1 protein-coding gene is annotated in these 14,046 nt (G+C 72.6%); it reads right to left on the bottom strand.

Going from position 1 to position 14,046, the window contains the following annotated elements; translation table 11 throughout:
- Window positions 1–5 precede the first annotated feature (5 nt).
- Window positions 6–14,021 (bottom strand): tandem-95 repeat protein, encoded by a 14,016-nt coding sequence (locus F1D61_RS00240; protein WP_203156012.1) that lies wholly within the window; start codon window positions 14,019–14,021, stop codon window positions 6–8.
- Between the last annotated feature and the right edge of the window lie 25 nt (window positions 14,022–14,046).

Raw genomic sequence — 14,046 nt, 5'->3', positions numbered from 1 at the left:
AATCGTCAAAATCCGGCTCCTCGCCGGAGTGCCGTCTCGATCAGCGTGAGATCGGGATGCCCGTCCCGCTCCAGGGATGCGAGCCGGGCCGTGAACATCGGCGCCTCGCCGCGCAGCCCGATCCCGGGTGATTCGGCAGGCGGGCGACCGGCGCCCGGGCGCGCGGGCGCGGTCGCACGGATCTCGCCCGTCTCCACGTCGACGGTCATCGGCCAGCGCACGACGCGGCCATCCCGGAGCGCGATCTCCACCTCGACGGCGACGAGACGGGTTCCGGCCGGGGGACGCCCCCAGAAGCTGCCCCTGCCATCTCCCTCGATCCAGGCCGGCACCGGCGCGCCGTCCGGCCCGAGGAGCCGGACGTTCCCCACCGAGGCGTCGTCGGGCGTCCGGTTGCGCAGGTTGATGACCAGGGTGTCGGGCCGGCGGATCGCCTCGATCGTGAGGTCGCCCCGGCCCGTGACGGTCTCGTCCGTCGACAGGGTGAGGCCGAGGGAGCGGCCGAGATAGGGGCTCGCCGAGAACCAGGGTGCGCGACCGTCCGGCTGGCGTTCGAACCGTTCCCAGGCGAGCCGCCCGATCCGGTCGCCCGCGTCGAGCACCACCGGACGGTCGATGTCGATCGCCGTCCCATGCAGGTCGTCGACGCCGTTGACCGCGGCGACGATCGCTCCCTTCGCCAGGATCGCCTGTCCGACGGAGCCGAGCGGGTCGATCGCGGCGACGGCCTGCAGGACGAAGCCGTCGGCGACGATCCCGGTGTCATGGGCCGGAGCCGGCGGCATCGCCGGAGCGTCGAGAAGGAGCCGGGCGCCGGGAAGCGGGGCGGAGGCCCCGGGGGGCGGCACGAGAACCGGCTTCGCCGCGACCGTGACGGCCACGGTGGCACGCGCGACCCCGCCGCTGCCGTCGCCGACCTCGACCGTGAAGCTGTCGCGGCCGCTGAAGCCGGTTGCGGGGGTGTAGGCATAGGATCCGTCCTCGGCCAGCACGACCGTCCCATTCGCCGGGCCGGCCTGGAGGCGGAAGTCCAGGGGATCGCCGTCGGGATCCGTCGCCACGACCCGCCCCCGGCCGACCTCGCCAGCCGAGATCGCCAGAGCGTCGGCATGGGCGTCCGGGGCGTCGTTGACCGCCACGATGGTCGCCGCGACCGGGACCAGGGTGGAGCCGCCGGTTTCGGTGGAGACCCGCACGGTGAAGCCGTCGGCGCCGTGGAAATCCGTGGCGGGGGTATAGGTGAAGCCGCCGTCGGGACGCAGCGTGACCTGGCCGGAGGCCGGCGCCATCTCGACCGCGAAGGTCGGGGGGGCGTCGCCCGGATCGTCCACGATGATGCGGCCGTCGACGGGCGTGTCCTCGCGGGTCGTCACCGGAGCCGCCGTTGCCTTGGGTGGGGTGTCCTCGGGTGTGGTGTCCTCGGGCAGGGTGTCGATGGACGCGACCGTGAGGCGGACCATGGCCGTCGAGCGGCCGCCATCGGAATCGACGACCGCGTAGGCGAAGGAATCCTCGCCGTGGAACCCGGCCTCCGGCCTGTAGGTGAAGGTGCCGTCCGCCCGCAGGTCGAGCCGTCCGTGCAGCGGACCGGCGACGGGCATCGGATCGACCCGCATGGCGTCGCCGTCGGGATCGGCGTCGTTGTCGAGCACGCGACCTTCGAGAAGGCCGTCCTCGTCGAGGGCCGCCAGGTCGTCGCGGGCGATCGGGGCCGGATTCCCCACCGTGATGGTGAAGCGCGCTGTTGCGGAGGCGCCGGCGGAATCGGTGCCGGTGAGCGTGACCGCGTAGACGCCGCCCGGCACCCGGGTCGACGCGTCGGACGCGAGGGTGCCGGCGATCTCGCCGGTCACCGGATCGATCGCCAGACCCGGCGGCAGGCCGGTCGCCGAGAACGTCAGCACGTCGCCCTCGTCCACGTCGCCAAAGGCGTGTCCCGCCGGGATCGACACCCGCGCGGCATCGCTGTCCGACCGGTCGGCGATGATCGGCGAGGTGCTATCGACCACGGGCGCATCGTCGACCGGGTTCACCCCGACCGCGACCGTGGCCGTGGCGAAGCCGCCATTGCCGTCGGTGATCGTGTAGACGATCGTGTCGGCGCCGTTGAAATCCGGGTCGGGCGTGTAGCGCAGGCTGCCGTCCGGGTTGATCGCGACCGTGCCGTGCCGGGCCGTCACCGAGCCGGCGACCACCGCGAGCGGATCGCCGTCGGGATCGTGGTCGTTGCCGGTCACGTCGATGTCGACCGGCCGGTCCTCGTCGGTCGTGATCACGTCGTCCGCGGCCGACGGCGCAGGGTTCGCGATCGCCCAGGCGAGCGTCCGCGAGACCGCGAGGCCTGACCCGTCGGTGGCGGTGAGCGTCACCGCGTAGGTGGTGCGCCCGGTCGGGCCCGAGGCGTCGTGGCGAATCGTCCCGGCGATCTCGCCGGTGGCCGGATCGATCGCCAGCCCGGGCGGCAGGCCGGTCGCGGTGAACGTCAGCACGTCGCCCTCGTCCACATCGGAAAAGGCGTGTCCCGCCGGGATCGACACCCGCGCGGCATCGCTGTCCGACCGGTCGGCGATGATCGGCGAGGCGCTATCGACCACGGGCGCATCGTCGACCGGGTTGACCGCGACCGCGACCGAGGCCGTGGCAAAGCCGCCATTGCCGTCGGTGATCGTGTAGACGATCGTGTCGGCGCCGTTGAAATCCGGATCGGGCGTGTAGCGCAGGCTGCCGTCCGGGTTGATCGCGACCGTGCCGTGCCGGGCCGTCACCGAGCCGGCGACCACCGCGAGCGGATCGCCGTCGGGATCGTGATCGTTGCCGGTCACGTCGATGTCGACCGGCCGGTCCTCGTCGGTCGTGATCACGTCGTCCGCGGCCGACGGCGCAGGGTTCGTGATCGCCCAGGCGAGCGTCCGCGAGACCGCGAGGCCTGACCCGTCGGTGGCGGTGAGCGTCACCATGTAGGTGGCGTGCCCGGTCGGACCCGAGGCGTCGTGGCGAATCGTCCCGGCGATCTCGCCCGTCGCCGGATCGATCGCCAGACCCGGCGGCAGGCCGGTCGCGGTATAGGCGAGGCGTGCTCCCTCGGGATCGACGAAGAGGAGTCCGAGCGGCAGGCGCACGCTCTCGCCATCGGCCGCCTCGGCGCCCGAAAGGGTGTCGGGCGCGACTGGCGGACGGTTCACGGGCGAGACCGCGACGGTCAGGAGACCGGTCGCGCGCCCGCCCTGCTGGTTCTCGATGGTGTAGGCGACGGTGTCCGTCCCGGAAAATCCGTCATCCGGCACGTAGGTGAGACGCCCCGTCGCGGGATCGACCGAGACGGTGCCGTGAGCGGCATGCGTCGCACCGGGTGCGTCGACGAGGCGGACGGGGCCGTCGGGGTCGGAATCGTTCGCCGTGACCGCGACGGAGACAGGGGTGCCGGCGCGGGTGGCGGCATCGTCCGGTCCGGCCGTCGGAACCGGCTCGGTCACCGTCCAGGTGAAGCTGCGGGCGATGCTCGCGCCCTCCGCATCCGTCGCCGTGACGGTCACGGTGAAATCGATGGTCGCCGCGGGTTCGACCGGCAGACGGCCGGTGATCAGCCCGGTCGCCGGGTCGAGGGACAGGCCCGGCGGCAGTCCCGTTGCGGTGAAGCGCAGCCCCTCGCCCGGGATCGCGGCGGTCGATCGGTCCGCGTCGGGATCATGGAAGTGCGTGGCGATGTCGTGGATCACGGCCGCGCCGCCGCGGCCGGCCTGGTCCGGCAGGATGTCGGCGCTCGGCCCATCGTTGACGGGGGTGACCGTCACCGTGACCGAGGCGGTGCCGGTTCCGCCATTCCCGTCGGCGATGGCGTAGGTGATCGTATCCGTGCCGTTGAAATCCGCATCCGGCGTGTAGACGAGCGCGCCGTCCGCGACCGCGACCCGGCCGTGCCCGGCCCGCGGCGCGGCCGCGCCCGTCGCGACGATCGCGAGGGGGTCCCCGTCGGGATCCCGGTCGTTGGCCAGGACATCGACCACGACCGGCCTGTCCTTGGCCGTGGTCGCGCTGTCGTCCCTCGCCTGCGGGGCGGGGTTGGTGACCCGGAGGGTGAAGCGCGTTTCGGTCTGCGCGCCGCCCGGACCGGTCGCCGTGACCACGACCCGGTAGTCGGTGAGGCCCGTGGCGCCGGAGGCAGCACGGTCGATCGTGCCCTGGATGGTGCCCGTCGCCGGATCGATGGCGAGGCCCGGCGGCAGGCCGGTGGCGCCGTAGCGCGCGGCCGGGCCGTCGGGACTGCCGCCATAGGGCAGGACCACCGCCTCGCCGTCGCTGGCGCTACGGTCGCCCAGCAGGCCGGGGGCCGGAGCCCGGACGAGGCCCGTGACCGTCACGGTGAGGATCGCCGTCGCGCTGCCGCCGTCGCCATCGTCGATCGTGTAGGCGATCTGCGTCGCGCGGGTCCGGCCCGCCGGGAGATCGTCGAAATCCGCGCCCGGGTCGAACCGGTAGCTCCCGTCGGCGAGCACCGTGAAACGGCCGCCCTCCGAGCCCGCCACCGCCCACCCGATTCCGGCGGCCGACCCGCCGACGGCGACGACCGTGAGGGGGTCGCCGTCTGGATCGCTGTCGGCCCCGTGGCCGTTATCGGCGAGCACGGAGCCGCGGATGGGCGTGCGCGCGTCGGTGGGCACGTCGTCGTTCCGCGCGATCGGCGCCGGATCGACCACCCGCCACGTGAAGCTGCGGCGCGTCGCACCGCCGTGGCCGTCCTCGGCCGTGACCGTGACGGCGTACTCGCCGTTCGTGCCGCCCCGCGACGCGGAGCGGTCGATCGCGCCGCGGACGATGCCGGTGGCGCTGTCGACGGTGAGACCGGCCGGCAGGCCGGAGACGCCGAAGGTCAGCCTGTCGCCCTCGACGTCGGAGAACGTGCGGCCGAGATCCAACCCGGCGACGCGGTCCCCGTCGAAGCCGATGATGGCCGGAAGCGTCCCGGCGCGCGGGGCGTCGTTCACGGGGGAGACCGTCAGCGCGAGGACGTCGATGTCGCTCTTCGGCCCGCCCGCGCCGGTATTGCCGTTGTCGGTGGTGACGATCGTGAGGGCATCGGGGCCGTCATGGTCGGCCGCCGGGCGATAGGTCGTGCCGTCGAGGGCGGCGTTAATCGCCGCGATGGTGCCCGTGAGGGTGACGGCGCCGGTCCCGTCATTCATCACGGTGACGCCGGTGCGCGAACCGAGGGTCAGCGTGCCGTGGAGGACGCCGAGGGTGGTGGTGACGCGGCCGTCCCGGGCATCCGGATCGGAGACCGTGACGGCATTGCCCGTCGCCGCCGAGAAGACCAGGGGCGTGTCCTCGGCGGTTGCCTGGGCTCCCGGCAGCCCGTTGACGGGGGCGTCGTTCACCGCCGCAACCTCCACGGTCGCGGTGGCGACGGCGGAGCGCAGCGCGCCGTCGCTGACGCTCACCGCGATGCTGCGGGTCAGGGTCGAGGGATCGCGCTCGGAGGAGGAGAACCGCACCCGGCCCAGCGCCGTCTGGTAGTCGGCCGTCGTCGCCGCCCCGGTCAGCGTCAGCGTGAAGGTCGCGGGATCGAAGCGCGCCACGAGGCCCGCGGGCAAGCCGCCCTCGACCGACAAGGCATCGCCGGCCTGCCCGTTGGTGATGACGGCCGTGGCCGAGGCCAGGGTCGCGCTGTCGATATCGGTCACCGACATGCCGGTGCCGACGATCGCCACGCCAGGGGCCCCCTCAGTGTAGCGGGTGGCGTAGCCGTGGGTATCGGAGAGGTCGAGGACCGGGGCGTCGTTGACCGGCCGCACCGTCACGGTCACCGTCGCGGTCTCGGTCGTCCCGCCCGCGGTCACCGTGTAGGTGAAGCGATCGGTCCCGGCGAAGTCGGCGTCCGGGGTGTAGGTGAGGGTTCCGTCGGGCTGGAATGCCACGCTGCCATGCGCGCCCTGCGAGACGGCTGTCACGGCGCGGGTCCCGTCCGCGAACGTGTCCGCCGACGCGCCGTTCGTGCCGGTGACGGCGTTGAAGGTGATCGCGGTGTCCTCGTTGGTCGCGACCGCATCCGGCACGATGTCGGCGACCGGCAGGACGGTGACGGCGATGGTGCTGGCGGCGGTCGCCCCGGCCGGATCGACGGTGACGAGGGCGATCTGCGCGGGGCCGTTGCGGTCGGCGGCCGGATCGAAGCGCAGCCCGTCGAGGGCGGCGTTGATGGCGGCGACGCTGCCCGAGACGCGGACCGCGCGATCACCGGTGCCGGTGCCCTGGAGAAAGGTCAGGCCAGCCGTGCCCGACAGGGTGAGCCGCCCCTCGGCCGAGCTCAGCGCCACGGTGAGGGTTCCGCCATCGACGTCGGCGACGCTGACGGCGTTGCCGCCGCGGGCCGAGAAGATCAGCGGAGTGTCCTCGTTCACCGCCTGCGTCGCGGCCGGCACGGTGTTGGTCGGCGCGTCGTTCACCGGATTGACGGCGATCGCGATCGTGTCGGTGTCGCTTCTCGGCCCGCCCGCCCCCGTGTTGCCGTTGTCGGTCGTCGCCATCGTCAGGATGTCGCTGCCGGCATAGTCCGCGTCGGCGCGATAGGTTGTCCCATCCAGGGCCGCGTTGACCGCGGCGAGGGTGCCGGACAGCGAGACCGAACCGGTGCCCGCCCCCGTGACCGTCACGTTGGCCGTGCCGCCGGGCGTCAGCGTGCCGTGCCGGACGTGGAGCAGCACGGTCACGGCGCCGCTCCCGGCATCGACGTCCGCGACGATGATGGCGTTGCCGGTGCGCGGGGAGAAGACGAGGCCGGTATCCTCGTCCACGGATTGCGGGCCGGGAACGCCGTTCACCGGAGCGTCGTTCACGGCGGCGACGGCGATCGCGAGGGTGTCGGTGTCGCTCTCCGGTCCGCCCGCGCCGGTATTGCCGTTGTCGGTGGTGACGATCGTGAGGGTCTCGGGGCCGTTATAGTCGGCCGCCGGGCGATAGATCGTGCCGTCGAGGGCGGCGTTAATCGCCGCGATGGTGCCCGTGAGGGTGACGGCGCCGGTCCCGTCATTCATCACGGTGACGCCGGTGCGCGAACCGAGGGTCAGCGTGCCGTGGAGGACGCCGAGGGTGGTGGTGACGCGGCCGTCCCGGGCATCCGGATCGGAGACCGTGACGGCATTGCCCGTCGCCGCCGAGAAGACCAGGGGCGTGTCCTCGGCGGTTGCCTGGGCTCCCGGCAGCCCGTTGACGGGGGCGTCGTTCACCGCCGCAACCTCCACGGTCGCGGTGGCGACGGCGGAGCGCAGCGCGCCGTCGCTGACGCTCACCGCGATGCTGCGGGTCAGGGTCGAGGGATCGCGCTCGGAGGAGGAGAACCGCACCCGGCCCAGCGCCGTCTGGTAGTCGGCCGTCGTCGCCGCCCCGGTCAGCGTCAGCGTGAAGGTCGCGGGATCGAAGCGCGCCACGAGGCCCGCGGGCAAGCCGCCCTCGACCGACAAGGCATCGCCGGCCTGCCCGTTGGTGATGACGGCCGTGGCCGAGGCCAGGGTCGCGCTGTCGATATCGGTCACCGACATGCCGGTGCCGACGATCGCCACGCCAGGGGCCCCCTCAGTGTAGCGGGTGGCGTAGCCGTGGGTATCGGAGAGGTCGAGGACCGGGGCGTCGTTGACCGGCCGCACCGTCACGGTCACCGTCGCGGTCTCGGTCGTCCCGCCCGCGGTCACCGTGTAGGTGAAGCGATCGGTCCCGGCGAAGTCGGCGTCCGGGGTGTAGGTGAGGGTTCCGTCGGGCTGGAATGCCACGCTGCCATGCGCGCCCTGCGAGATCGCGGTCACGGCGCGGGTCCCGTCGGCGAAAGTATCCGCCGACGCGCCGTTCGTGCCGGTGACGGCGTTGAAGGTGATCGCGGTGTCCTCGTTGGTCGCGACCGCATCCGGCACGATGTCGGCCACCGGCGCGATGGTGACGGCGATGGTGCTGGCGGCCATCGCCCCGGCCGGATCGACGGTGACGAGGGCGATCTGCGCGGGGCCGTTGCGGTCGGCGGCCGGATCGAAGCGCAAGCCGTCGAGGGCGGCGTTGATGGCGGCGGCGCTGCCCGAGACGCGCACCGCGCGATCACCGGTGCCGGTGCCCTGGAGAAAGGTCAGGCCGGCCGTCCTCGACAGGGTGAGTTGCCCCTCGGCCGAGCTCAGCGCCACGGTGAGGGTTCCGCCATCGACGTCGGCGACGCTGACGGCGTTGCCGCCGCGGGCCGAGAAGATCAGCGGAGTGTCCTCGTTCACCACCTGCATCGCGGCCGGCACGGTGTTGGTCGGCGCGTCGTTCACCGGATTGACGGCGATCGCGAGGGTGTCGGCATCGCTCTTCGGCCCACCCGCGCCGGTATTGCCGTTGTCGGTGGTGACGATCGTGAGGGTCTCGGGGCCGTTATAGTCGGCCGCCGGGCGATAGGTCGTGCCGTCGAGGGCGGCGTTGATCGCCGCGATGGTGCCCGTGAGGGTGACGGCGCCGGTCCCGTCGTTGGTCACGGTGACGCCGGTGCGCGAACCGAGGGTCAGCGTGCCGTGCAGGACGCCGAGGGTGGTGGTGACGCGGCCGTCCCGGGCATCGGGATCGGAGACCGTGACGGCATTGCCCGTCGCCGCCGAGAAGACCAGGGGCGTGTCCTCGGCGGTCGCCTGCGCCTCCGGCAGCCCGTTGACGGGGGCGTCGTTCACCGCCGCGACCTCCACGGTCGCGGTGACGACGGCGGAGCGCAGCGCGCCGTCGCTGACGCTTACCGCGATGCTGCGGGTGAGGGTCGAGGGATCGCGCTCGGAGGAGGAGAACCGCACCCGGCCCAGCGCCGTCTGGTAGTCGGCCGTCGTCGCCGCCCCGGTCAGCGTCAGCGTGAAGGTCGCGGGATCGAAGCGCGCCACGAGGCCCGCGGGCAAGCCGCCCTCGACCGACAAGGCATCGCCGGCCTGCCCGTTGGTGATGACGGCCGTGGCCGAGGCCAGGGTCGCGCTGTCGACATCGGTCACCGACATGCCGGTGCCGACGATCGCCACGCCAGGGCCGCCCTCGGTGTAGCGTGTCGCGTAGCCGTGCGTGGCGGAGAGGTCGAGGACCGGGGCGTCGTTGATCGGCCGCACCGTCACGGTCACCGTCGCGGTCTCGGTCGTCCCGCCCGCGGTCACCGTGTAGGTGAAGCGGTCGGTCCCGGCGAAGTCGGCGTCCGGCGTGTAGGTGAGGGTTCCGTCGGGCTGGAATGCCACGCTGCCATGCGCGCCCTGCGAGACGGCTGTCACGGCGCGGGTCCCGTCGGCGAAAGTATCCGCCGACGCGCCGTTTGTGCCGGTGACGGCGTTGAAGGTGATCGCGGTATCCTCGTTCGTCGCGACCGCATCCGGCACGATGTCGGCGACCGGCAGGACGGTGACGGCGATGGTGCTGGCGGCGGTCGCCCCGGCCGGATCGACGGTGACGAGGGCGATCTGCGCGGGGCCGTTGCGATCGGCGGCCGGATCGAAGCGCAAGCCGTCGAGGGCGGCGTTGATGGCGGCGATGCTGCCCGAGACGCGCATCGCGCGGTCGCCGGTACCGGTGCCCTGGAGAAAGGTCAGGCCGGCCGTGCCCGACAGGGTGAGCCGCCCCTCGGACGAGCTCAGCGCCACGGTGAGGGTTCCGCCATCGACGTCGGCGACGCTGACGGCGTTGCCGCCGCGGGCCGAGAAGATCAGCGGAGTGTCCTCGGTCACCACCTGCATCGCGGCCGGCACGGTGTTGGTCGGCGCGTCGTTCACGGCGGTGACGGCGATCGAGAGGGTGTCGGTGTCGCTCCTCGGCCCGCCTGCTCCCGTGTTGCCGTTGTCGGTCGTGACGATCGTGAGGGTCTCGGGGCCGTTATAGTCGGCTGCCGGGCGATAGGTCGTGCCGTCGAGGGCGGCGTTGATCGCGGCGGCCGTGCCCGTGAGGGTGACGGCGCCGGTCCCGTCGTTCGTCACGGTGACGCCGGTGCGCGAACCGAGGGTGAGCGTGCCGTGCGCCACCCCGAGGGTGGTGGTGAGGGCGCCGGTTCCCGCATCCGGATCCGAGACCGTGACGGCGTTGCCGTTGCCCGCCGAGAGGACGAGGCTGGTATCCTCGGCCAGCGTCTGGCTCACCGGGAGGGTGTTCACCGGGGGAGCGTTCGCCGGGACGACGGTGACGGTCGCCGTGGCGACCGCGGAATCGACGGTGCCGTCGTTCACCGTGACGGCGATGGTGCGGTCGGCCGTCGAGGGCGCCGATCCGGTGGAGGCGTAGCGGATCTGCTGCAGGGCGGCCTGGTAGTCGGCCTTGCTGGCGGCGCCGGTCAGCGTGAGCGTGGATGTCGCGGGGTCGTAGGTCGCGACGATGCCCGCGGGCGGGGTGCCGACGAATGTGAGGCCGTCACCGGCCTGTGGGTTGGTGATGACCGCCCGGGCCGATACCATCTGGGCGTTGTCGACATCCGTGACCGCGACGCCGGTCTCGACGATGGCGATGGCAGGGCCGCCGACGCCGTAGCTCGTCCGGAACCCGGTGCCGGGCGCCGAGGCGTCGAGATCGAGGATGGGAGCCCGGTTGACCGGCCGCACCGTCACGGTCACCGCCGCGGTCTCGGTCGTCCCGCCCGCCGCGACCGTGTAGGTGAAGCGGTCGGTCCCGGCGAAGTTCGCATCGGGCGTGTAGGTGAGGGTCCCGTCCGGCTGGAACGCGACGCTGCCATGCGCGCCCTGCGTGACGGCTGTCACGGCGCGTGTCACGTCCTCGAAATTGTCCGCCGCGGCACCGTTCGTGCCGGTGACGGCGTTGACGGTGATCGCGGTGTTCTCGTTCGTCGCGACCGCATCCGGCACGATGTCGGCGACGGGCGCGATGGTGACGTCGAGGGCGCTCGCGGTCACGAAGCCCTGCCGGATCCGGATGCCGTCGATGAAGTTGCCGACGCTCTGCGAGCCGCCGGCTGCGCCGATCGACCGGAATTCGAAGCGCAGCGTGTTGCCGCTGGCGGTTCCCGCGATCGTCTCCCCGTAGGCGCCCCAGGCGGTATTGCCGTCGGAATACGTCTTGTCGAACAGCGTGGAATCGTCCGCGGTCCCGGCGACGCCGTCGGCACCGAGATCCGTGACCTTCACCTGCATGGTGTCCACGCCGGCGCGGCCACGATGGGCGAAGTCGAAGCTGAGCGTCGACCCGGCCGTCGCGTCGAACGTCTGGTAGAGCGCCGCGACCTGGTTGGCGTTGATCTCGGCGAACTGGTTGCCGTCATAGGCCGGCACGCCGCCGTAGCCGGAGCGCCAGATCTCGATCTGGTGGTCGGTGGCATCCGTCTTCCAGCCCGGAACCGACGATTCCGGGACGATCGCGTAGCCGCCGCCGATCGCCGGATCCTCGAACGAGCCGTTGGTGAAGGTGTCGGCGGGCCGGACGGGATCCCGCGTCACGAGGGAGATCCGCGCGCTGCCGTTGTAATCCGCCCTGGGGGCGAAACGCAGGCCGTCGAGCGCGGCGTCGATGTCGGCGATCGACCCCGTGAACGTCATGGCGGCGTCGTTCGCGCCGTCGCCCGCCGCGAAGGTCAGGCCGGTGAGGCGGGACAGGCTCAACAGCCCCTGATCCGCCGAGAGGGTGACGGTGAGCGGCCCGCCGTCCCGATCATCGACCCGAACCGCGTTGCCCGTCGCCGCCGAGAAGACGAGGTCGGTATCCTCGGTGGCTCCCTGGCTGGCCGGAAGGGTGTTGACCGGGGGAGCGTTCGCCGCGACGACGGTGACGGTCGCCGTGGCGACGGCGGAATCGACGGTGCCGTCGCTCACCGTGACGGCGATGCTGCGCTCGGCCGGCGAGGGAACCGGCCCGGTGGAGGCGTAGCGGATTTGCTGGAGGGCGGCCTGGTAGTCGGCGAGGCTCGCCGATCCGGTCAGCGTCAGCGTGGAGGTCGCCGGATCGTAGCTCGCGCCGAGGCCCGCCGGCAGCGTCCCGACGATGCGCAGGGTCTCCGCGCCGGTGCCGTTGGCGATGACGGCCCTGGCCGCGGTGAGGGTAGTGCCGGCGGCGGAGAGGATCGACACGTCGGCGTCGACGATGGCGACGCCCGGCGCCCGCTCGGTGTAGCGCGTGGCGTAGCCGGTTCCCGCGGCCGACGCGTCGAGGTCGAGCACGAGGGCGGGATTGTAGCCGAAATCCGGGCCGGCCAGCGTCGCGCCGACCTTGGTGTCGGCGAGGGCGCCCGAGGTCGGCGTCGTCGCCGTGGCCGTGGTGAGGCGGCCCTCAGTGTCGGTCACGCGCACGACGAACTGACCGGGGAGGAGCCCGGTGAAGCTGTAGCTGCCATCGGCCGCGGACGTGTCGGTGGCCAGGACGCGCTCCCCGGCATCGACCCGCCCGTTGCCGTTGACGTCGTCGACGAGCTGGACCGTCACGCCGCGCAGGCCCGCCTCGCCGCTGTCGGAGGTCCCGTTGGCGTTCGCGTCGCCGAACACCCGCCCGCCGATGGTCGAGGTCGGCGGTGTCCAGGAGGCCGCGTCGTTGATGGTGCCGAGCGGGGTCGAGCCGTCCGTGGTGATGGCCTTGCCGCTGCCGATTGCGGCACCGGAGGTGGGATCGAGCCGGGTGATGTTCGTCCCGAGGGTGTAGATGAAGCCGCCGGAATCGACGCCGGTCTGGACGTCGGTTCGGGTCACCGAATTGTCGAAGAGCACCTCCCTCCCGTCGCCGAGGCTGAACCGGGCGAAGGAGCCCCGGGTCAGGCTGACGAGCTGTCCGCCGGCCTGGTCGATCCCGATGTCGCCCCAGTCGTACTCGTGGTTCGCCTGGCTGCCGAAGGTCGCGCCCGATGCCACGGTGCGGCCCGACCCGGTGAAGGTCAGCCTGTAGATCTGGTCGGTGGTGCCGGAGACGTTCTCGACGGCGAGGTAGAGGGTGCCGTTCGCGAAGGCGGCGCCGGCCCCGCCCAGGCCCTGGCTGCCGGTCGTGACGCCGTGGGTCGAGAGATCGGCGTCGATCAGGATGTGCCGATCGTTCCGGAAGTCGTAGGCGAACAGCGCATTCCTGGTGGCGGCGTTCGGGCTGGCGTTGTCGACGTAGTAGATCAGCCCGTTCGCCTGGTCGACGGCGAGCGAGTTGAGGGACGCACCCAGCGTGATCCCGCCGACGCTGCCGGGAGCCTGGGTGAGTTCCGTCGCCTTTCCGGACGCGATGTCGACGCTGTAGATCCCGTGGTTCGAGACTGCGAGCAGGGCGCCGCGGCCGTTATCCGCGGCCGCCAGGAGATGATGCCAGTCGGCCTGCGCCGCCGCGTCGACGACGATGCCGGTCTCGATGGCGCCCCGATGCGTCTCGAGGGTCCAGTCGCCGCCGAGCTCGGCCGCGCCGGTGGCATCGTCCGAGGCGGCGATGTCGGCGCCGGTGGCGGAGGCGAGCAGCGCGACCGCGCGGGCACCGGCTTCGCCCGCGGCGAAGTCGCAGCCATAGATCATGAGGTCGCCGGTTGCGGTGAGCGCCTTGCCGATCACGGCGAGGTCGGCGGCGTAGCGGCCCCGGATCGTCTCGGCCGTCAGGTCTCCCGTGCCCAGGCGCAGGTCGCCGGCCGAGCCGTGCGACAGGATGTGGATGGCATCGATGCCGCTGCGTCCCTCGAGCGCCTCGGCGAGCTGATCGAAGCCGTCGCGGGCGGGATCGATCAGGATGATCTCGGCCGAGGACGGCACGCCGGCGATCAGGGTCGCCACGTCGGCCGCCCCCTCGTCGATCACGACGATCTCGTGCCGGCCGCTCGCGGTGGCGGTCTCGTGCAGCGGCGCCCCCACCGGCGCGGCGGCGCGGGCCTCGGCCGGTTCGGCGTGCCGCCCCGCCTCGTCGCCGGAGGCACGGTCGCCGTGGGCCGGGTCGTCACGAGCCGGATCGCCGTGCGATTGCGCGGCGGCCGGTGCAGCCGCCCCGTCGAAGACGAAGCGGGGTTCCAGCGCGCGGATCGCCGGACTCGTCGGCGCGCCCGTCGCGACCCGCGGCTCCGAGCCGGCCCGTGTCTTGCTCAGGACACGCGTCTCGCTCAAGCCCCGTGTCTTGCTCCGGAAACGT

The organism is Methylobacterium aquaticum, assembly GCF_016804325.1.
GTDB classification, from domain to species: domain Bacteria; phylum Pseudomonadota; class Alphaproteobacteria; order Rhizobiales; family Beijerinckiaceae; genus Methylobacterium; species Methylobacterium aquaticum_C.
Note: the sequence above shows the minus strand (reverse complement) of the source record. Positions and strands in the feature narration are given on the sequence as shown.